The sequence below is a fragment of the Ferriphaselus amnicola genome, from assembly GCF_000974685.2.
In the GTDB taxonomy this organism is placed as follows: Bacteria; Pseudomonadota; Gammaproteobacteria; order Burkholderiales; family Gallionellaceae; genus Ferriphaselus; species Ferriphaselus amnicola.
In genome coordinates this window covers 76720-96826 of sequence record NZ_AP018738.1, presented here as the reverse complement: position 1 = coordinate 96826, position 20107 = coordinate 76720, and the positions used below count along the sequence as shown (strand labels likewise).

At 53.6% G+C, this 20107-nt stretch carries 19 protein-coding genes; 9 read left to right on the top strand and 10 right to left on the bottom strand.

Annotated elements, in window-relative coordinates; genetic code table 11:
• Positions 1–206: 206 nt before the first annotated feature.
• The 5 genes from ychF (at position 207) to OYT1_RS00440 (ending at position 9079) form a co-directional block, all read left to right on the top strand.
• Positions 207–1298: a redox-regulated ATPase YchF gene (gene ychF, locus OYT1_RS00460; RefSeq protein ID WP_062625853.1), complete on the top strand. Its 1092-nt coding sequence runs from the start codon at positions 207–209 to the stop codon at positions 1296–1298.
• Between the two features lie 170 nt (positions 1299–1468).
• Complete coding sequence (locus OYT1_RS00455; protein WP_084611909.1) at positions 1469–2770, top strand: tyrosine-type recombinase/integrase; 1302 nt, start codon at positions 1469–1471, stop codon at positions 2768–2770.
• Between the two features lie 285 nt (positions 2771–3055).
• Positions 3056–3268 (top strand): helix-turn-helix domain-containing protein, encoded by a 213-nt coding sequence (locus tag OYT1_RS00450; protein WP_062625854.1) that lies wholly within the window; start codon positions 3056–3058, stop codon positions 3266–3268.
• A 36-nt stretch (positions 3269–3304) separates the two neighbouring features.
• Positions 3305–7102, top strand: a complete 3798-nt coding sequence (locus OYT1_RS00445; RefSeq protein ID WP_062625855.1) for an N-6 DNA methylase — start codon at positions 3305–3307, stop codon at positions 7100–7102.
• A gap of 12 nt (positions 7103–7114) precedes the next feature.
• A complete protein-coding gene (locus tag OYT1_RS00440) occupies positions 7115–9079 on the top strand; it encodes an McrB family protein (RefSeq protein ID WP_119283438.1) in 1965 nt (654 codons plus the stop codon).
• Positions 9080–9147: 68 nt separating this feature from the next.
• Here the strand turns inward: OYT1_RS00440 and istB are convergent, their stop codons facing one another.
• Entirely contained in the window at positions 9148–9924 is a 777-nt protein-coding gene (gene istB, locus OYT1_RS00435; RefSeq protein ID WP_062627778.1) for an IS21-like element helper ATPase IstB, read from the bottom strand.
• Positions 9914–11437 carry an IS21 family transposase gene (istA, locus tag OYT1_RS00430; RefSeq protein ID WP_062627779.1) on the bottom strand — a complete coding sequence of 508 codons (1524 nt, stop codon included), beginning with the start codon at positions 11435–11437 and terminating at the stop codon, positions 9914–9916. The genes istB and istA overlap by 11 nt, the downstream gene beginning before the upstream one ends.
• A 123-nt stretch (positions 11438–11560) precedes the next feature.
• Here istA and OYT1_RS00425 point away from each other — a divergent pair, with 123 nt between their 5' ends.
• Together OYT1_RS00425 and OYT1_RS00420 are read left to right on the top strand one after the other, a co-directional pair.
• Positions 11561–12487 carry an ArdC family protein gene (locus OYT1_RS00425; protein WP_084612050.1) on the top strand — a complete coding sequence of 309 codons (927 nt, stop codon included), beginning with the start codon at positions 11561–11563 and terminating at the stop codon, positions 12485–12487.
• A 14-nt stretch (positions 12488–12501) separates the two neighbouring features.
• Positions 12502–13143 (top strand): hypothetical protein, encoded by a 642-nt coding sequence (locus OYT1_RS00420; RefSeq protein WP_062627201.1) that lies wholly within the window; start codon positions 12502–12504, stop codon positions 13141–13143.
• A 12-nt stretch (positions 13144–13155) separates the two neighbouring features.
• Here the strand turns inward: OYT1_RS00420 and OYT1_RS00415 are convergent, their stop codons facing one another.
• A complete protein-coding gene (locus OYT1_RS00415; protein ID WP_062627202.1) occupies positions 13156–13866 on the bottom strand; it encodes a hypothetical protein in 711 nt (236 codons plus the stop codon).
• Between the two features lie 132 nt (positions 13867–13998).
• Between OYT1_RS00415 and OYT1_RS00410 the strand changes: the two genes are divergently transcribed.
• Both OYT1_RS00410 and OYT1_RS00405 read left to right on the top strand, forming a co-directional pair.
• Positions 13999–14961, top strand: a complete 963-nt coding sequence (locus OYT1_RS00410; RefSeq protein WP_062627203.1) for a PGN_0703 family putative restriction endonuclease — start codon at positions 13999–14001, stop codon at positions 14959–14961.
• 211 nt (positions 14962–15172) lie between these two features.
• Positions 15173–15511 carry a hypothetical protein gene (locus OYT1_RS00405; RefSeq protein ID WP_062627204.1) on the top strand — a complete coding sequence of 113 codons (339 nt, stop codon included), beginning with the start codon at positions 15173–15175 and terminating at the stop codon, positions 15509–15511.
• A gap of 24 nt (positions 15512–15535) precedes the next feature.
• Here the strand turns inward: OYT1_RS00405 and OYT1_RS00400 are convergent, their stop codons facing one another.
• The 7 genes from OYT1_RS00400 to OYT1_RS00370 all read right to left on the bottom strand — a co-directional run bounded on the left by OYT1_RS00400 (position 15536) and on the right by OYT1_RS00370 (position 20102).
• The gene (locus tag OYT1_RS00400) at positions 15536–16525 is read right to left on the bottom strand and encodes an NAD(P)H-dependent glycerol-3-phosphate dehydrogenase (protein WP_062627205.1); all 990 of its coding nucleotides are present in this window, start codon (positions 16523–16525) and stop codon (positions 15536–15538) included.
• The gene (locus OYT1_RS00395; protein ID WP_062627206.1) at positions 16525–16971 is read right to left on the bottom strand and encodes an SH3 domain-containing protein; all 447 of its coding nucleotides are present in this window, start codon (positions 16969–16971) and stop codon (positions 16525–16527) included. Before OYT1_RS00395 ends, OYT1_RS00400 begins: the two co-directional genes overlap by 1 nt.
• Positions 16971–17453, bottom strand: coding sequence for a protein-export chaperone SecB (gene secB / locus OYT1_RS00390; protein ID WP_062627207.1), 483 nt, complete (start codon positions 17451–17453; stop codon positions 16971–16973). Before secB ends, OYT1_RS00395 begins: the two co-directional genes overlap by 1 nt.
• A 16-nt stretch (positions 17454–17469) precedes the next feature.
• A complete protein-coding gene (gene grxC / locus OYT1_RS00385) occupies positions 17470–17727 on the bottom strand; it encodes a glutaredoxin 3 (RefSeq protein ID WP_197714094.1) in 258 nt (85 codons plus the stop codon).
• Positions 17727–18137 carry a rhodanese-like domain-containing protein gene (locus OYT1_RS00380; RefSeq protein ID WP_232013201.1) on the bottom strand — a complete coding sequence of 137 codons (411 nt, stop codon included), beginning with the start codon at positions 18135–18137 and terminating at the stop codon, positions 17727–17729. Before OYT1_RS00380 ends, grxC begins: the two co-directional genes overlap by 1 nt.
• On the bottom strand, positions 18118–19674 hold the full coding sequence (locus tag OYT1_RS00375) for a PglL family O-oligosaccharyltransferase (protein WP_172588485.1): 1557 nt from the start codon (positions 19672–19674) through the stop codon (positions 18118–18120). Before OYT1_RS00375 ends, OYT1_RS00380 begins: the two co-directional genes overlap by 20 nt.
• A gap of 209 nt (positions 19675–19883) precedes the next feature.
• A complete protein-coding gene (locus OYT1_RS00370) occupies positions 19884–20102 on the bottom strand; it encodes a YgaP family membrane protein (RefSeq protein WP_062627210.1) in 219 nt (72 codons plus the stop codon).
• Between the last annotated feature and the right edge of the window lie 5 nt (positions 20103–20107).

Below are 20107 nucleotides of genomic sequence, written 5' to 3'. Positions count from 1 at the left end.
TCAGCCTTTGGAGAAGGCTGTCCGCAAGTGTTACAATCCGCATAGATTTTTGGAACAAAACGGGAACAAAACCTGCAAACACAGGTGCATTTCTTGTCCGTTTTGCCTACTTTTATTACCTGACCCCAGCGCATGAAATTAAGAGGTGAATCACACCTCTACCTTAATGCGTTGTCATGTAGCCCAATGAATAAACAAGGATTGCTATGAGTTTGAAATGCGGTATCGTCGGCTTGCCCAATGTTGGCAAGTCCACCATGTTCAATGCGCTGACCAAGGCTGGCATCGCTGCCGAGAATTATCCCTTCTGCACCATCGAACCTAACGTCGGCATCGTTGAAGTGCCGGATGCGCGCATGGACGAACTGGCCAAGATCGTCAAACCGCAACGTATGCAATACGCCATCGTCGAGTTCGTGGACATTGCCGGCTTGGTGGCGGGTGCGTCTAAGGGCGAAGGCTTGGGCAACCAGTTCCTCGCCAACATCCGCGAGACCGATGCCATCGTCAACGTGGTGCGCTGTTTTGAAGATGAGAACGTGGTTCACGTCGCCGGCAAGGTCGATCCGCTGGCCGACATCGAAGTCATCCTGACCGAGCTGGCACTGGCTGACATGGCCACTGTCGAGAAGGCTATCCAGCGCGACGGCAAGAAAGCCAAGTCCGGCGATAAGGACGCGCAAAAGCTCATCGCCGTGCTGGAAAAGCTGCTGCCGCACCTGAACCAAGGCCAACCAGCGCGCACCTTCGCCTTGTCCGACGACGACAAGCTCATCATCAAACCGCTGTGCCTGCTCACCATCAAGCCCGCCATGTATGTCGGCAACGTGCTGGAAGACGGCTTCGAGAACAACCCCTACCTCGACCGCCTGCGTGAATACGCCACCAAGGAAGGCGCACCGGTCGTCGCTCTTTGCGCCAAGATCGAGCAGGAACTGGCCGACCTCGACGATGCCGACAAGCGCGAATTCCTCGCAGATCTAGGCTTGGACGAACCCGGCCTGAACCGCCTGATCCGCACCGGCTACGAACTGCTGGGCTTGCAGACCTACTTCACCGCTGGCGTGAAAGAAGTGCGCGCATGGACCATCCACAAAGGCGACACTGCACCACAAGCTGCGGGCGTCATCCACACCGACTTCGAACGCGGCTTTATCCGCGCCCAGACCATCGCCTATGAAGACTTCATTGCCTGTGGCGGTGAAGCGGGCGCCAAGGAAAAGGGCAAGATGCGCGTCGAAGGTAAGGAATACGTGGTGCACGATGGAGATGTCATGAATTTCTTATTCAACGTCTAAGCTGGATTAGCTGTTTTTCAGTGTTCGCTGATGTTCGGAATAATTAGAATACGCCACTAAAAACATGTAGTTGCAAACTCTTGTGTGCGTTGGTGTTCATTGGTATCTGCAAGACTTGGGGGCATGATTGGGGGCATAATAGTAATACGCCCTCATTGATTGGAGAAATTATGCCCGCTGATGTCAACGAAACCCTTATAGATAAAGGGAAAGAGTCTCTTAAAAATGCCCCCAATAGCATTGCAGTCCGTGCCCCCAAGGGGAGAATCAGCGATGCGGCATTGCGTGCCCTTAAGCCAGCAGGCAAACCCTACAAGCAATCCGTCGGTGAAAGTCTTTATCTGGAAGTAATGCCGGGCGGGTCAAAGCTCTGGCGCTGGAAATATCGCATCGAGGGTAAAGAAAATCGCTACTCCCTTGGCAGCTATCCAGAACTTTCATTAAAGGAAGCAAGAGAGGCAGTCGGAGCTGCGCGCAAACTGGTCAATCAAGGTTTGCATCCAGCGCAACAGAAGAAGCTTGATCGAATCAAGGCTACTCACGCGCAAGCCGGTACGCTTGAGGCCATCGCCAAAGAATGGCTTGCCCTGAAGGACTGGGAGGAAATCACCAAGAAGCGACGGGAAAATATGCTCAAGCGCGTTGTCTTCCCAACCCTTGGTGAACTACCAATCAGGCAGATCACCTCGCCAATGATTCTGGATGTCTTGAAGAAGGCTGAAGCCAACAATGGGCTGTCAGTCAGGGACGAGGCAAAGCGCACTTTGTTTGGCATCTTTGAATTCGCGCTGGAAATGGAGCGGGTTGAAGTTAATCCTGTTCGCCAATGGAAAACGGCACTGCCAAAGAATAAGACGCAGCACAAACGCCCATTGGACAAAACGGAAATCGGGAAGCTGATGCGCGACACTGATAATCCCGGCGGCAGTCTGCAAACTCAATGCGCCTTTAAGTTGATGTGGCTGACACTTGCCCGACCGTCTGAAGTGGTCGAAGCCGAGTGGGCGGAATTCGATCTTGAAAAGGCAATCTGGCGCATTCCTGCCGAGCGCATGAAAATGCGCAAGGAGCATGTCATTCCATTACCCACGCAAGCGATTGAGGTACTTCATCGCATGAGTGTAATCTCCGGCGACAGAAAGCATGTCTTTCCGCATCGGGATAATAGAGCCAAGCCAATGGTCGCAGCTTCATTCCGGCAAATGCTGAATGTTTTAGGCTGGGGTGGGAAATATAGCCCTCATGCCACCAGAACAACCGGCAGCACCCGGCTAAACGAAATGGGATTTTCTGCCGATTGGATCGAGCGCCAACTAGCGCACACCGAGCCCAATGCAGTACGGCGTACCTACAATCATGCTGATCATTTCAGGGATAGAGCCAAGATGATGCAGCACTGGGCAGACTTGCTAGACGAATGGAAGAGGGGCGACAGTAACGTCGTGTCGATTAAACGTGAGGCGGCAGCCTGAGTTTCATTCTTGCCGTCGCTGGACGCGGCGATGTTTGCCGGGCAGATTTAGGGTTTAAGCGCCATGCCAGAGGGGGCTCATGCGCCGTTTTTGCGTGGGTTTTGCGGGCGTTTTTCCGTACCAATAAAACCACGAACCACGGCTTTTTCGTGCGCACTTCGACCAGCACGCCAAGCATGGCTTAGGCAATTATTGCTCGCCTGCTACCTGGCAAACTGATAGATTGCACTATTGCGATTAAAACCGACTTTATGCGATCCAAACCCGTTACGCCGGAGTCCCGCCATGATCACTGAACCCTGGGTATCCGTGGATCAGATTGCCGAGCATCTGGGGGTCACCCGCGACTCGATCTATCGGTGGATCGACCGAAAGAGCCTGCCTGCGCACCGCGTCGGTAGATTGTGGAAGTTCAAAGTATCAGAGGTGGATGAGTGGGTGCGCGCCGATGGTGCAAACGAGGTTACTGGTGCCGGTCCAGCCTCGTTCGATGATTGAAAGCAAGGCCAATAAATACAAAAGGGAAAGAACGAGATGCTGACCGAAGACAATTTGGCCGACCTACTAAATACCCTCGGTTTCGAGAAAAAAGGGACGATTTACCGCAAGACAATTGGTGTTGCCGTGTTGGAGGTGAACTTCACAAAGAAGGAAATCATTTATCCCGAAACTGCTGGCCTGGTCATCAATGAACGCCAAACGTGCAACTTCGAAGCCAACGAAAATTTTGTTGTGCTTGAATGTGTTCATCGCCTTCTGGAAAAAGGTTACAAGCCAGAACACATCGAGCTGGAGCCAAAGTGGAAGCTTGGCCGTGGCGCAAGTGGTGGCCGCGCAGACATTCTGATCAAGGACAACGATGGCCGCCCCTTATTGATTGTCGAATGCAAAACAGCAGGAACGGAATTCAAGCGTGCTTGGAACAAGACCCTGCAAGATGGCGATCAGCTTTTCAGCTACGCGCAACAGATCAGTGAAACGCAGTTTCTTTGTCTTTACACATCTGATCTCGATGCGGGGGCGCTGGCCTACACAAGCCACATTATTGCGCACCGAGACAATGAAAAATACCTGGCGGACAACCCGCTTTTCAAGGGCTTCAAATTAGTTGCCGATGTCAAAGAGCGTCATGCCGTCTGGCGTGACACTTACAAGCTGGACTACACGACCAAGGGCATTTTCGAAGAGAACATTCAGCCCTATCACATCGGCAAAGACAAATATTCACTAGCAGACTTGCATGCCATCTCTGCCAGCGACCAGCAGAAAAAATACCACGAGTTCGCCACCATTCTGCGCCAGCACAATGTGTCGGGGCGCGAAAACGCCTTTGACAAGCTGGTCAATCTATTCCTGTGCAAGCTGGTGGATGAAATTGAAAACCCGTCGGACTTGAAGTTTTATTGGAAAGGCGTTGCCTACGACACCCATTTTGACCTGATGGATCGGCTCCAGCAGTTGTATCAGGCGGGCATGGGCAAGTTTCTCGGGGAAGATATCACCTACATCAACCAGGGAGACGTCAACAACGCCCTGCGGTTCATCAAGCAGAACCCGGATGCTACGCAGCGCGCTGTGTGGAATCTGTTCATTCAGCAGAAATTCTTCACCAACAACGATTTCTCGTTGATTGACGTTCACAACGAAAAGTTGTTCTACCAGAACGCGGAGGTGCTGCTGAAAATCCTGCAAATGTGGCAGGACATCCGGTTGACCGATCCGCACGGACATAACCAGTTTTTGGGCGATATGTTCGAGGGCTTTCTCGATCAGGGCGTCAAGCAGAGCGAGGGGCAGTTCTTCACTCCCATGCCCATCTGCCGTTTCATCATGATGAGCCTGCCGCTGGCCTCACTCATTCAGCGTAGCGCCACGCCACCCAAGGCCATCGACTACGCCTGCGGCGCAGGCCACTTCCTGACCGAGCTGGCTTTGCAGATCAAGCCTCTGGTTGAAACCCACAAGCCAAGTGCTGATCTGACCGCTTATCACCAGGCCTTGTACGGCGTTGAGAAGGAATACCGCCTGTCCAAGGTGGCTAAGGTGTCGGCGTTCATGTATGGGCAGCAGGAAATCAACATTTGCTACGGCGATGCGTTGATCAACCAGCACGAAGCATTCCCGGAGATCAAGGATGGGACGTTTGACCTGTTGGTCGCCAATCCGCCTTACAGCGTGCGCGGCTTTTTGGAAACGCTTCCCGAAGAAGAGCGCAAGGCCTATACCCTGACCGAGACCATTAACGATCTCGAAACATCCAACAGCATCGAAACGTTTTTCATCGAACGCGCCAAGCAGTTGCTGCGCGCCAATGGCGTGGCCGCCATCATTCTGCCGTCCAGCATCTTGTCCAACGGTGGCAGCACCTATACCCGTACCCGCGAAATCCTGATCCAATATTTCGATATCGTGGCCATTGCCGAATTCGGAAGCGGCACCTTTGGCAAGACGGGTACCAACACCGTCACCCTGTTCCTGCGCCGCAAGAAGACTGCACCCGATACTGCCGCGCACTACCGCGAACGCGTAGAAGAATGGTTCAAGGGATGCGATGCCAGCAAGCGTAAACAGGTCATCTACAAGGATGAGCACCTGATTGCACGCTATGCTGCACACATCAATGTGCCGCTGGATGATTACAAAACTCTGCTCAAGGGTGATCCCAACGGCGCATGGACCGCGCACCTGGAGGCGGTCTACCTCGAAAAATTCAATAGCAGCACTGAGGTTGCCAATTTCAAGAAGGCTAAGTGGTTTAAGGCCTTGAAGCCGGAAGAGCAGGGGGCCGAAGTCCAAAAGCGCTATTTGGCATTCGTCCAGGCCATCGAGCGCGACAAGCTCTACCACTTCGTGATGGCCAGCGATCAGATCAACCCGGTGTTGATCATTCGCAGTCCGACCGAGACAAAAGCAATCCAGCAATTCCTCGGTTACAAGTGGAGTGATTCAAAGGGAGACGAGGGCATAAAGCTGGTTAAGGATGCCCATGGGCGACATCTGACGCCGCTTTATGACGAAACCAATCGGGACAACGCGGCGAAGCTGAATTCCAGCATTGCTGCGAATTTCAATGGCTCGCTGGCAACCGTCCCGGCTGCATTGCAGGACGTAGCACGTACAGCTCCCTTGGTGGATATGCTGGATTTTTCTCGCCCTGTTTTTGAAAAACAGATATCTACCACACCACAGGTTTCTGTCGCCATGGTTTCAAAGTGGCCTGCCGAACGTCTCGGAGCACTTGCCGAAGTCATACCCGGTCAATCGCCGGAGTCTACTTATTACAATGACCAGAAAAAAGGACTGCCGTTTTATCAAGGGAAGAAAGATTTCGGCATAACAGAACTGCTTTCCCCGACAGCTTGGACGACTCAAGTTACCAAAGAGGCGGTCAAGGGCGACATTTTGATGAGCGTCCGGGCTCCAGTAGGTGATGTGAATTTCTGTCCTCTGGATAAGATTTGTATCGGCAGAGGACTGGCCGCAATTCGGACAGGAGACAGGATTGACTCGCGATTCCTGTTTGAGTTTATTGCCAGCAATAAAGAACTCTTCAAAGGAAAACAAGGCGCGGCTTTCGAATCAATCTCTGCGACGGATCTCCGAGAGAAAAAAGTACCTCTTCCCCCCAAGAATGTCCAAATTGCCGCAGCCAAAGATTGTGTTGCCGTAGATGCAGACCGAAATGCAGCTGAGGCGAGGATGAAGTCTGCCGAGAGTGATCTCGTCACCAACATAGAGGCTATCTATTCGTCTTCAGCTCCACGGATAGAAATCGACAAGCTCGCCACCAACATTCAGTACGGCCTCAACGAGGCCATGAACGAGGGTGGCGTTGGCTACAAGATTTTCCGCATGAACGAAATCATCCGTGGCCGCATGGTGGACAACGGCAGCATGAAGTTTGCCGATATCAGCGCCGAGGAGTTTGCCAAGTACAAGCTTAATAAAGGCGACTTGCTCTTCAATCGCACCAACAGCATTGAGCACGTCGGCAAGACTGGATTGTTCGATCTGGATGGCGACTATTGCTTTGCCTCATACCTCGTGCGAGTAGTGCCGAACACCAGCATGGTGTTGCCGAAATTCTTGGAAAAGATGATGAATTCGTCAGCTTTCCAAATTGAGGCCAAGGGCAAGGCATCCAAGTCCATCAATCAGGCCAACATCAACGCGACGGTGATGCGCAATATCAAGGTGCCGGTGCCTCCCCTTTCGGAGCAGAGGAAGTTCATCGCCAAAATCGATGCGCTAGAAGAAAAGATTACCAAGGCGCAAGCGATCATTGACGGTGCAGCCGCCCGCAAGCAGGCCATCCTGCAGAAGTACCTTTAAAGAAAGGCCAAGATGAGCGACTTCCAAAAGCAATACGCCTTGTGGGATGAATTCCTGTCTGTATGGCCCGCAGCGCGTCTGGCTACGATGACACTGGACGAATACAGCCTCGCGGGATCGAAGGATAGTTTCACCTACTGGATCGAATCGCGTCTCGACGAAATGGGCAGCATCTGGGGCGGCTCGTCGTTCAAGTTCGGCGTGTTCTCGCGTAAGGACACCGAGGACAAGAAATCCGATGCCAAGCTCTCCTATTCGGATACACATGGCTGGTATTCATCGCTGGGCACAACGGCAGGGGCAGCCTTTGCGCAGGTGCGCGGTTTCGTGGCACAGGTGGCAGATTGGGCAACTAAAGGCGATCTGGACGCTATCGACTCGTTCGAGCATCTGGGCGAAGCCTTCAAGTGGAAGATTGCCTTCCACTATCAGAACCGGCAGGCTCCGGTGATCGTGGACATCTTCAAGCGTGCACCGCTGGCAGTGTTCGTTGGTGGTACTGCAAGCCAGAGCATGGCCACGCTGCAGAAGGCGACGCTGGCCAAACGGCCTGATGGATTGGATATTCTGGAGTTCGGTAAACAAGTGTGGGAGGTGTGGAGCCAGAAGAATCTGGCAATCTGGAAGCTCTCGCACGGTAACCCACCCAGTTTCACCGATGCCGAGCGTCAGCAGTATCTGGATGGTCAGTTGGCGGTGATGCACCGGGACACCGGGAAGGAGCAAGGCAAGAAGTTCGCGGAGGCACCGGTAGGCACATTGTTCTTCTTGTGTCACGGCAATAGCACGCAGCGTATTGGCCAGTTTACGTCTGAAGCCATGCCCTGTGCCAAGGGCGATGGCTGGTTGCAGCGTAGCTACCGCGTTCTCAAACCCGCCAAGCGTACAGACCGCTACACCACTAATTCCAAGAACTGGTCGCCCCAGGGCAATTCGACCTTCTGGCAGGTGGGCGCGCACGACTTGCCGGAATTCGAGGCCACCTTGCTTAAGCCGTTTTTCGGCACAGACTTGGCAGAAGTTGCCACGCTGGCCGGTGAGCCAATTGAAGCGGCCAGTCTGGGCGACGGGGCTGCGCCATCACCGTCCCCCACTACGGCTGCGAGCAGCAACAAGTCCACAATTACCTGCTTTAACCGTATTTACTACGGCCCGCCCGGCACCGGCAAAACCTACACGCTGATGCAACTGCTCAAGCGTGATTACGAGCCTCAGGCCGCATCTATCTCCACCGAAGAATGGCGAGCCCAAATCATTGCTGAGAAGGTTGCAGTATTGAAGTGGTGGGAGGGGGCTGCCGCCGCCTTATACGATCTTGGGGGCAATGCCACGGTGCCTGCAATTGCAGAACACCCCTTTATCAAGGCCATTGCAGCCGCAAAGAACCGAACTCAAGGCATCAAGCAAACCCTTTGGGGTACCTTGCAACACCACACGGTGGAGTCATCCGCAACAGTCAATACCAAGCTCCGCATGAGCCCAAGCATATTTGACAAGAAGGCCGACTCAGAATGGATGTTCGCCGGTGATTGGCAGGATGCTTGTGCTGACGTGATCACTCTGGTCGATCAGCTCAAGGTTGGCCAGCAAGATGCGGCCAAGGTACAGCGTTACAGCTTCGTAACGTTTCATCAGTCTTACGGCTACGAAGAGTTCGTTGAGGGATTGCGCCCCGTTCTAAACAGCGATGGCGAAGCTAGTGAAGTCGAATATGAAATCCGCCCCGGTGCATTCAAGGAACTCTGTCGGAAGGCACGCCAGGCTCCAGAACAACGTTTCGCGATGGTTATTGACGAAATCAACCGGGGCAACATTAGCAAGATTTTCGGTGAGCTGATAACTCTGATTGAGCCGGACAAGCGCGATCCACTGAATGGCAGCACTCCGCCCTTGGAGCTGACACTGGCCTATTCGGGCGAAAAGTTTTCAGTGCCAGCGAACGTAGATATCATCGGCACGATGAACACGGCGTGTTGAATTGCGTGTAAAACTGACCCACCAATTGCATTGAACTTTGACCCACCCTTGAATTATCTCTGAACGTTTCAAGTTGTGGATAGTTTTCTGTTTTTGCCCTCCTTTCCCGATTGAGTTGAACTGTTTCTGAAGCGGTAACTGTCGTTGCCGGACTCCACGATGTGGCAGTGGTGCGTCAACCTGTCGAGCAACGCCGTTGTCATCTTTGCATCCCCGAACACACAGCCCCATTCAGCGAAGCTTAAGTTGGTCGTGATCACAAGACTCGTGCGCTCATAGAGTTTGCCAATGAAGTGGAACAGTAATGCACCTCCCGCTTGGCTGAACGGCAGATAGCCCAACTCATCCAGAATCACCAGATCGGCATACATCATCCGGTTAGCAATCTGCCCCTGTTTGCCCGCAGCCTTCTCCAACTCCAACGCATTCACCAACTCAATGGTCGAGAAGAACCTGACTCGACGATGCTGATGTTGCACCGCCTGCACACCGAGTGCCGTCGCCAGATGCGTCTTGCCCGTGCCAGGGCCTCCGACCAGCACCACATTGTGTGCCTGATCCAAGAACTCGCATCGATGCAACTGCCGGATGAGTGCCTCGTTCACCACGCTCTGGCTGAAGTCGAAACTCGCCAAGTCACGGTAGACTGGGAAACGGGATGCCTTCATCTGGTAGGCGATAGAGCGTACCTCGCGTTCCGCCATCTCGGCCTTGAGCAAGGTACTCAACATCACTTGTGCACTCTGATAGGCAGGTGAACCTTGGCTAGCCAGTTCATCCACCGCCTGCGCCATGCCGTATAACTTGATGCTCTTGAGCGTGGTGATCATGGCTTCATGCTGCATGGCGCACCTCCCTCAATTGGTCATAGCGGCTAACGTTAGACTGCGGCTCGACCACGAGCGTCAGATGGGCCGGCGTATCAACAGGGGCTGGTGGTGCAGGCTCAATCAGTCGCGTCAGCAGATTGAGCACATGCTGCTTGGATGGCACACCGCTCTCTAGGGCCAACTCGACTGCTGTGAGCACGGCAGCTTCATCGTGCTGTAAGACGAGGGCTAAGATTTCTACCATCTCCCGATCTCCACCCAGTCGCTTGAGCAAGATGTTCTGCAAATGCTTGAAGCCTTCGGGTAGTTCAGCGAACGGTGCACCGTTGCGCAATGCACCTGGCTTGCGTTGAAGCACGCTCAGGTAATGACGCCAGTCGTAGATCGTCTGACCATGAGCATGCTTATTCGAAATCATCCGCACATGCTCGGCAATGATTTGAGATTCAGCTACGAACAACAGCTTGTCGGCATACACCCTCAGGCTGATGGGGCGGTTGGCATAGGAGGCCGGAACACTGTAGCGGTTACGCTCGAACATGACCAAGCAAGTCGGCGACACGCGTTTGACGTGTTCAACAAATCCATCAAATGGGCAGGACAGCGCCATCAGGCAAGGATGTTCGTCCGCATAGACATCTGCGATACGACGTTCCGATTGTAGGGGATGAGGGAGTTCTTTCCAGAGCGACAGGCAGCGTTGATGTAGCCAGTCATTGAGTTCATGCAGACTCCCAAACGCGGGGAGTTTGTTCCAGATGCGATGCCTTGCATCTTGTACGTTTTTCTCAATCTGTCCTTTCTCCCAACCGGAAGCTGGATTGCAGAATTCAGCATCGAACAGGTAGTGGCTCACCATGGCAGAGAAGCGGATATTGACGTCGCGTTGTTTGCCGCGTCGGACCTTGTCTACTGCGGTGCGCATGTTGTCGTAGATGCCACGCGCAGGCACGCCGTCGAAGACAGCGAAGGCATGGTTGTGTGCGTCGAACAGCATCTCGTGTGTCTGCAACGGATAGGCACGCAGATAGAAGGCTCGACTGTGACTGAGTTTGAAGTGAGCAATCTGAAGTTTGGTGCGTTCTCCCGCGATGACGGCCCAGTCTTCGCTCCAATCGAACTGGAAGGCTTCACCAGGTGCAAAGATGAGCGGAATGAAGGTGCCGCGTCCCGCCGTCTGCGCCTGTTCTTGTTGTTGCTGTCGCCATCGTTTAGCGAAGGCAACCACTCGGTCGTAGGAGCCTGTGAAGCCTAGCTGCACCAAGTCGCTGTGCAGTTGCTTGAGACTACGCTTCTGTTTGCGTCCTTTGCCAGCTTCGGTCTTTAGCCATGCAGTTAGCTTGACGGCATAGTCGTCGAGCTTGCTGGGGGTCTTACGCTTGGGGTACTTGGGCTCAACGACTTTGTTGGTCAAATACTTCCTGATGGTGTTGCGGGAGAGTCCGGTCCTTCGAACGATCTCTCTGATGGGCATGTTGTCGCGCAAATGCCAGCGCCTGATGCTGCTTAATATCGCCACGTTGATCACTCCTGTTTGTTCCCGCTCAAATATTGAGCAGGACAGTATCTATACGTGGGTCAAATTTGGATGCAATTTACTGCGCTAGGTGGGTCAGTTTTGGGTGCAATTCAACAAGTACAGGTGAAATCAATGTCAGCAGCCCAGAAGGAAGACCTTCACCAGCGCATCACCAACCAGATCATCGCCGCCATCGAAGCAGGTGCAGGCGTTTATCAAATGCCGTGGAATCCCAAGCTATGCACTGGTGCAGCCATCGGCATTCCCAATAATCCAGTCGGGCGCTACGGATACAGAGGGATCAACATTCTGTCGCTCTGGGCGAGCCAGCAACAGCATAATTATGCCACGCCAGAATGGGCAACCTTCAAGCAGTGGCAGGCAGCAGGGGCGCAGGTTCGCAAGGGCGAGAAAGGCACGTTGACGGTCTTCTTCAAGGCCACGAATGCAGGCAGCAGTGCACCAGCGGAAAATGATGAGCAGCAACCTGGCAGGCACTTTATCGCCAAGGCAGCGTATGTGTTCAATATCGCTCAGGTGGATGGATACGAGCCGCCAGCAGCGCCAACACTTACACCAATTGAGCGCCATGCCACTGCCGATGCGTTTATCCAATCCAGTGCAGCGATCATCCAGCACGACAGTCACCACGCTTGCTATATCCCCAGCCGGGACGAAATCCACTTGCCACCGGAGGGAGCATTCTTTGATGCGCAAGGCTACTATGGCACGGTGTTGCATGAGCTAGTGCATTGGACTGGGCACGCTGACCGATGCGCCCGCGATCTACGCAACCGCTTTGGCACTGAAGCCTATGCCACCGAGGAGCTGGTTGCCGAATTGGGCGCTGCCTTTCTCTGCGCACAACTGGGCATAACTCCCGAGCCGCGCATTGACCACGCGCGCTACATCGAGTCCTGGCTGAAGGTGTTGAAGCACGACAAACGGGCGATATTCACTGCCGCAGCCAAAGCGAATCAAGCCGCCGACTATCTGGCATCATTGAGTAAGAAGACAGCAGGCGACGGCTCACCGCCACCACCTGATGCAGACAGTTAATAGGGGAGCAAAGCATGGAGGACTTACTCGCCATCGGCATGGACGGGGAGGAAACCAATTTCGACAAGCTGTTTAGGCGGGCAATCGGTGTTCTCGATAGTGCCCGATATTCCTATGTCTTGGCAGGTGCATTGGCACTCGATCTTTATGTGCCTCCACGCTTCACCGATCAAATCCATATCCTTTGTCAGCACAACGAGCACGCGCCGATTGCATCGGCACTGGCCGCATCGGGGTTTGCTATCACCCAGTCAGCGCCGAGCATTGCCACATTGAAGGCGGCTGATGCCAAGGGGTATATCGTTCTCAACGGGAGCGATAGCAGCGCAATGCGCTACGCACTGATGCACGCAACGCAGCGGCAGGTGTTTTCAGTAACGGCAAGGGTTGTATCGCCACAGGCATTGCTATGGCTATTTCTGGAAAGCGACGAGATACAGCATCACGCCGATGCGATTGCCTTGATCGAATCGGGGCTGGTATCGCCCGAGGAAATCCAAGACCTGCTAACCCGCGAGGGAGCAGGCGCAGCGCTGGCAAAATATATGAACCTATGGGCAGATATTCGGGACGGAAGGTATGCCCGTACATACAGCGATTCAGTTAAGGCAAGAGTACTCCGCAACAGAAAAAATGATGCTGAGCGGAGGCGTTAATGCCTCTCTTGTTTACCTAGTTCTGCCTCGAAATCCAAAAGAGAGGTCGGTAAATGCCGAATAAGCAATGCCTGCATTCACAGTGTGTTGGGGTAGCATGGCGTAAATGCTTTTTAGGAATGTTTTGCTTTGACCAAAAAAATACTCAGGGAGTCTATAGTCCTTGAGAGCTGCATAAACATCACTGGTTCCTGTGGCTGCGAAGATTACCGTATTGACTTGCTGTAGACGACTTTGCCAGTTATCAACATAATTTTCTTTGTCGGGGCTGCTGGCCGGGTGCTTAGGCGCGATGACTGCTGTGCCGTGGGCAAGAACATTTCGCAAAGTGAAAAGCGCCTTTATAGCTTCCTGATCATAGCCTTGATTTTTGGCTACTAGTGAGATGTCAAAGTAAAAGTTATATTGGCTCACTAACTTCTCGAATCCGCCGCTTCCCTCAATTTCGATTAAAAATTTCTCAAGTAGCTGCTCGGCCTTGTCTTTCTCAGTTTTCCCCAGTTGTGTGCCTTGCTCGATCAGACGAGCCATTTCATGCTTGACTGAGCTTGCAAGCCAGAATCTCAAAGTGCCTTCAATGATTGATGCGTTGAGCATCAGAAGTGGGAATGTTGTTCGATATGTCTCAAACCCTAAACTTTGACTTCGTTTATGCTCCAATGCGAGTATTTCGTAGCTAAGTGTCAGTGCATCGGCTGTTTCAAGTACATAGTGATGGGCCATAAGTTTCCCCTTGAATACTGATGTGTAGAAAGAAGCAATTATCACTCAATCGCTTGCTTCCTGCTAAATTGGATAGGCAGTAAATTGAATCTCCAGATGAAGGTGACGTGCCTTCATTCTCAAGGAGACAACATGCTGCACAACCGATTACCCATCGTTCCATCGCACATCCTGAAGGCCCACAAGGTTTATGAACCCAGTGACAGCCGCTTCATGTCAGCCGCACGCTTCCTGCAAGCACTGTGGCGAGAAGAGAAAGGCTTGCCGATTGGCGTTCACCGCGATCCCAAGGGCAAACGCCGCAAGCTGGGCAGCCGACTCGATTCCAAGCTGGCAAGACAGGGGAGCAACTTCCTTTCCCCCGAGATTGCCAAGCTCGCATTCCGCGAATCGGTGTACCGTGAAATCGGCGCACTGATTGATGAAGAACGACTCTGGACGAACATGCTTTCCAGCCAGCCGCTTTGCTTTAACCTGTTTGGCGGAATGAAACTGGATGCAGAGAAGGCCAATCAATTCTTCAAGCAATTGTTCCCGGAGTATGTCGCCGCTGTGACTGGCATTTACTTCGAGCATTCACCGGGGCGCGGCAATCCAGACTTCACCGAAGACTACACCGCCTTCGATGTGCTGGTGACATGCACGACCGTTGACGGAGAGAGCGGATTCATCGCCATCGAGGTGAAGTATTCCGAGACGATGGGCGAGCCGATAGGAACATTGCGCCCGCGCTATGAAGAGCTGTCCAATCGTGTCGGCCTGTATAACGCACCGGATGCACCAGCACTACGAGCAAGCCCGTTGCAGCAGTTGTGGCGAGAGCACATGCTCAGTCGCACCATGATCGACAGCGAGACTTATTCGACAGGGCGATTCATCGTGATCTATCCGAAGCAGAATCATCAGTGCGCCGGAGCGGTGAAGTCATACCAGAAGCAATTGGTATCGAGTGACCCTGATGTGTCTGGCTTTCAGGCGGTAACGCTGGAGGATTGCGTGGCGACGTTCCGAGCCATTGGCGATAACGAAACTGCCAACGCATTGCATGGGCGCTACTTGGATTTTGAGCGAGTAGAGCAGGCAATCTTTGGGTAGAATGCACGGGCCGGGGGAAATTCTCTCGGCCTATTTTTCACCTAATAACCGCCCTCATTGTTCGCTAATGTTCGCCTGTATCCAATTGATTTGGGGGCATAAATGGGGGCATTTTACTGAACAGGATAATGCCATGCCCAATAGATATAAGCCTTGCAGAGCACTATTCTGGTTTAACGTCTAACGTCTAACGTCTAAAGGGAGCGGCGGCATGAGAAAAGTGATCAGTTTTATGATGTTGTCGGCAGCACTTGCCGCTTGCACCCAAGAGAAGCAGAACGAGATCAGTCGTAGTATTCAGAATTGGACGGGAACAGATGGTGTGCTCGACGTCTATGCGGGCGACACACTGGTCAAGCGCTTCATCAAGATCGACAAACTCAGCACCGCGCAAGGCACCGACGATAGCAAGCCGCGCCCGTATCGCTACGGTTACGGAGTGGTGGACGAGAATCAGAATTTCAAAGTAGATGACGGTGAGAAGAAGGTCTATTTCGAGTTCAGCGACTACTCTACGAGCTATGTGTTTTACGAGAACTACAAGAACTAGAAAGCCGCTTCGAACGGAAATCGCCTATTGGAATTCTGAGTTCGGTGCTCGATTGAGTAGGGCTTCGACAGCAGTAGCAGCAGGTACGTTTTCGTACAGGATGCGATAGACCGTCAGGCTGATGGGCATATCAACATCGAGTTGCGTCGCGAGGCGGTGAACCTCGCGGACAGTATAGACACCTTCAGCAACGTGGCCGAGCTGCTTCAGAATATCGGGCAGGGATAAGCCTTGCGCCAGTAATAGCCCGACTTGGCGGTTGCGCGAGAGATTGCCGGTGCAGGTGAGAATAAGGTCGCCCGCACCGGAAAGCCCACCTAGTGTTTCTCCCTTGCCGCCAAGCCTGAGTCCCAGTCGGGAAATTTCGGCCAAGCCTCGGGTGATCAAGGCGGCGCGGGCGTTGCAGCCAAAGCCCAGACCGTCAGCGATGCCAGCCGCGATAGCGAGAACATTCTTCACTGCACCACCCACTTCGACGCCGATCACGTCATTGCAGGTATAGACCCGCAACCGAGCATGGTGCAGGGCGCTGGCGGTACGTCGTGCGAATTCGGTGTCGCCCGAACCTAAAGTTAGCGCAGTGGGCAGACCTTGAGCGACCTCAAGTGCAAAGCTGGGGCCGGACAGTACGCCGCGCGGGAAGGTGGCAGGTAACACCTGTGCGACCACTTGGTGTGGAAGCAATGAGGTTTGCGCTTCGAAACCTTTACACAACCACAGCACCGGAATCGACCTAGGGAATAAGGAGATACGTTGCAGTGTGGCCCGCAGGCCGGATACCGGCACCGAAACGATGAGCAACTCCGCTTCAGCGAGAGCAGCCTCGAAATCGGCGGTCAGGTGCAGAGCGTCTGGTAAAGATACGTCCGGAAGATAGCGTAGATTGATATGGGTGGTAGCCATCTCCGTCATCTGCACAGCATCGCGCCCCCACAAGGTGACGCGATGGTGCGCTGACAGGCTGATGGCTAGCGCCGTACCCCAAGCACCTGCACCGAGTACGCTGATGTTCATTATTCGCCCCAGACTTCGGTGGATTTGATAAAGCCCGAGATGCCGTCGGGATGGCGAACTTCCAGCCAACCGGTTTCAGTGTTCTGCTTCAATTCCAAGAGTACGCTCTGCGCCACTTTGAACAGTATTGATGACCCCGCATCTGGCGAAAGTCGGACTTCAGCCATCGGTGCGATAACCATCAACGTGCGTTTTTTATCCAGCGCTTTGCTTTCCATCCAGGACATTTTGCCTGCACTGTCGCGCACTTTGACCCAGTCGCCATTGTCGATCACGATCTCCAACGGCATTCCGCGACTTGCGATGGCAAGCTTCTTCGAGCTAGCTTGAGGAAAATCGTAGCAAATGGCGGGATGACTACCGACCGAACGGTATTCGAGCGCCGTCGCACCGCTCGCGGTGAACAGCAGTCCAGCGAAACAGGCAAGACGGGCGGCGAATATCATCAGTGGGTCGTGGCGGAGGCCGCTTCTTGTTGCGCTTGCTGTTCTTTTTGTTGCAGGTACAACGAATCAAAGTTCACTGGATTGAGGAGCACAGGAGCGAAACCAGCACGCACGGAAGCATCAGAGACGACTTCTCGCAGGTAAGGATAAAGCATGTTCGGGCACATCACGGCCAGCAGCGGATCGAGATTCTCAACAGGAACATTGCGAATCTGGAACACGCCCGCTTGAGTTGCCTCGATCAGGAACATCACCTTATTTTCCTGTTCGCTGATGCTCGCAGTAACGGTTACCGTGATCGTGACCTCGAACGTACCTTCATCCAGCTGCTTAGCTTGGCTATGGAGCTGCAGGTCGATTTGCGGATTGGCTCGCTCCAGATAGATAGCGGGCGCGTGTGGCACTTCCAGCGACAGGTCTTTGACGTAGAGTTTTTCGATGCTGAACAGCGGGGCTTGTTCTTGGCTTGCGGCTTCGGTCATGGTTAGTCCTTCGGGTTCATTGATTCAGTAATTCGGTTAGTTCACCGGCATGCTCCAGCGCGGCGAGATCGTCGTAGCCCCCAACATGGGTGTCGCCGATCCAGATCTGCGGTACGGTGCGGCGTCCTGTTCTCTCCATCATGGCGATACGCAGTTCAGGCTGTAAATCCACGCGCACTTTTTCGATCACGGCCACCCCTCTGGCGTGCAGCAAGCGCTCTGCCATCACGCAATAGGGGCACACGGCGGTGCAATACATGACGACATGCGCCATTATCTCTCCAGCGGAAGTTTGGCTTTTTGCCAGGCGGTCACGCCGCCGCCCAGATTGTGAACTTGGGTGTAGCCTTCTTTGTTCAACAAGGTGCACGCAGATGCTGAGCGTTGCCCACTGCGGCAAGCCACTACGATGGGCTTATCACGATAGCTTTCCAGCTCTTTTAAGCGACTACTCAGCTTGCCTAGCGGGATCAATTTGGCTTTCAGGATGTGTCCTGAATCAAATTCGTTTTGCTCTCGCACATCTAGGACCAGTGCGCCTTTGTGATTGATGAGCTGCAGCGCGGCGGCGGTGTCGATCTCGGTGATGCCACGGACTTTGTTACCGATGAACGACCAGATCAGCATGACACCGCTGAAGACCACGACCGACAACATGATGAAATTATCCAGCAGAAACTGCACGTTGATGCTCCTCGAATTTTTGCAGCGCGAATTTTAACAGAGCGGCATAGCGCGCGGGGTCTTTCAATGCCATCGCTTCAAGCGTATCGCGGGTTGCCGCAAACTCGGCCGGGTAAGACCAAATGGCGCGCTCCAACATGACTTCCGCCTCTTGCATGCGTCCTGTGATAGCCAAGAATAATACTTCCCGATATACCACCTGACCGATGGGGAAGGCGTGCATCACCCGTTGGTTGAGCGGATGTTTGAAGTCCACATGATCTTCGTTCACCTGATACATCGGATTCAGGTATAGCTCGGCGTAGGCTCGCAGTTCTGGCTGGCCTGCGAGTGCATTCAGACCTGCCACCTCGCGTTTTACATAGGTTTGATCATCCAAAGAAGCTGCATGCAGTGTCGTTAGAGCTTCCAGCTCACGGTAGTTGCGCAGTAGCAGCGCGCTAGCACTGAGGCCGAACAGTAATAAACCTGCCACGACGATCTGCCCCACGCGCGGCAGCGCTAGCCGATAGCCTTGCGGCTCCAGTGCTCCGAGTACAAACGCAGCAATGCCCAAAAAATAGGCATACCACAGGGGGTATTCGAGCAAGCTGTGCAGCCCTAGCACCGCACAGATGCCGTAGCCCCACCACATCGACGGCGAGGCGGGATTGCCGCGCACCCTAAGCAACCAAGTGAGTAGCGATCCTAGCACCAGCAATAATCCGACAAGTCCTGTCTCAGCCGCAAGTTGCATCGGCAAATTATGGGCATTGTTGTACAGACTATTAACCGCCGGATTGCCTAAGTCTGGGAGACGAATGAAATGCTGCCAAGCAAATTGGCTGAAACCGGCACCGAACACCGGATAATCAGCCCATATTTGTAAAGCTTCGCGCCACAGGAACAGGCGAATGCTGTTGCCACCAGACTCTTGATATAGCCGCGAGAATGAGGTGATTCCCTCGTGCGTCACCAACCATGGCAATTGAACTACGCCATGCATCAGCGCAAATCCGGCTAACACCAGCACACTGTAACGCCAGAGCCAGCGCAACTCTGGACTCCTGTGCCGGTACGGAAGAGCCAGCAGCGGAAGTGCGCCGAGGTAAAGCCAACTACTACGCGAACCGCTCAACACCATCACGAACAACAACGGCAAAGCAAGCAGCACGGTAAACCAGCTAGGCAATTTGCGCGTTGAGCCGAGCAGCCCCAGTGAGATCAAACCCAATGCGAGTTGATTCGCGTAGTGATTCGGCTGAGCCAGATTGCCATAGACCGCCACTGATATTTTGCTGGTGACCACGCGATCGAACACTGTGTGCAAGTGATAATGCTGGAAGATGCCAAATAGCGCATTCAGCTCCGCACCCAGCAAGGCGAAACCCGCCAAACCGACCAGTAAATGAGGCAATCCGAAGTGCTGGCGCAATCGGAAGCCCAGCAACATAAGTAAAGCACACCACAGAAAATACTCCGCCAGCAACTGCGCCTGTCCTGGGTAGGCCAGCTTTCCCTGCATCAAGTGCAACAGGGCGATGAGCGTTAAGCCCATGGGCAATATTATGATTTGGGGAACGTCTGCCTCGCGCTTACTACTGGGCACAAGCAGCCACAACGATGCAAACAAACCTAACGCCACGGCGCTCCACTCTTGATAGAAAGTGGTCAGCGGGTAGGCGTGACTGGGATATAGAAAAGGGAAAACCCACATCAACCCGACCAAGGTCAAGCTGATGTGGGCTAAATTACGGGAGGAGAAGCTCAGGCCTGGCAACTACCGCTCTTGATGCCAAATTTGGCAAGGATGGTGGTCAGCGGGCAGATTTGGGTAAAGCCGCTTTGGAACAGATTCAGCCCGACAAAGGCGGTGAACCCCAGAAAATACGAACTGACAAACAGCGGGCTGGCTTCTACGCCCAGCGCCAATGACAACATGACAAAGAAACCCGCGACGATGCGGACGATACGTTCTGCACTCATTACTC

What these genes read in the sequence shown, in the direction of transcription:
- istB (WP_062627778.1), bottom strand. Translation starts at nt 9,924, where the DNA reads ATGCAGCATGAAGCCATGATCACCACGCTCAAGAGCATCAAGTTATAC.
- OYT1_RS00415 (WP_062627202.1), bottom strand. Translation starts at nt 13,866, where the DNA reads ATGGCCCATCACTATGTACTTGAAACAGCCGATGCACTGACACTTAGC.
- grxC (WP_197714094.1), bottom strand. Translation starts at nt 17,727, where the DNA reads ATGGCGCATGTCGTCATGTATTGCACCGCCGTGTGCCCCTATTGCGTG.
- OYT1_RS00440 (WP_119283438.1), top strand. Translation starts at nt 7,115, where the DNA reads ATGAGCGACTTCCAAAAGCAATACGCCTTGTGGGATGAATTCCTGTCT.
- OYT1_RS00445 (WP_062625855.1), top strand. Translation starts at nt 3,305, where the DNA reads ATGCTGACCGAAGACAATTTGGCCGACCTACTAAATACCCTCGGTTTC.
- OYT1_RS00405 (WP_062627204.1), top strand. Translation starts at nt 15,173, where the DNA reads ATGAGAAAAGTGATCAGTTTTATGATGTTGTCGGCAGCACTTGCCGCT.
- secB (WP_062627207.1), bottom strand. Translation starts at nt 17,453, where the DNA reads ATGACCGAAGCCGCAAGCCAAGAACAAGCCCCGCTGTTCAGCATCGAA.
- OYT1_RS00420 (WP_062627201.1), top strand. Translation starts at nt 12,502, where the DNA reads ATGGAGGACTTACTCGCCATCGGCATGGACGGGGAGGAAACCAATTTC.
- OYT1_RS00455 (WP_084611909.1), top strand. Translation starts at nt 1,469, where the DNA reads ATGCCCGCTGATGTCAACGAAACCCTTATAGATAAAGGGAAAGAGTCT.
- ychF (WP_062625853.1), top strand. Translation starts at nt 207, where the DNA reads ATGAGTTTGAAATGCGGTATCGTCGGCTTGCCCAATGTTGGCAAGTCC.
- OYT1_RS00450 (WP_062625854.1), top strand. Translation starts at nt 3,056, where the DNA reads ATGATCACTGAACCCTGGGTATCCGTGGATCAGATTGCCGAGCATCTG.
- OYT1_RS00400 (WP_062627205.1), bottom strand. Translation starts at nt 16,525, where the DNA reads ATGAACATCAGCGTACTCGGTGCAGGTGCTTGGGGTACGGCGCTAGCC.
- OYT1_RS00370 (WP_062627210.1), bottom strand. Translation starts at nt 20,102, where the DNA reads ATGAGTGCAGAACGTATCGTCCGCATCGTCGCGGGTTTCTTTGTCATG.
- OYT1_RS00375 (WP_172588485.1), bottom strand. Translation starts at nt 19,674, where the DNA reads ATGGGCTTAACGCTCATCGCCCTGTTGCACTTGATGCAGGGAAAGCTG.
- OYT1_RS00425 (WP_084612050.1), top strand. Translation starts at nt 11,561, where the DNA reads ATGTCAGCAGCCCAGAAGGAAGACCTTCACCAGCGCATCACCAACCAG.
- OYT1_RS00410 (WP_062627203.1), top strand. Translation starts at nt 13,999, where the DNA reads ATGCTGCACAACCGATTACCCATCGTTCCATCGCACATCCTGAAGGCC.
- OYT1_RS00395 (WP_062627206.1), bottom strand. Translation starts at nt 16,971, where the DNA reads ATGATATTCGCCGCCCGTCTTGCCTGTTTCGCTGGACTGCTGTTCACC.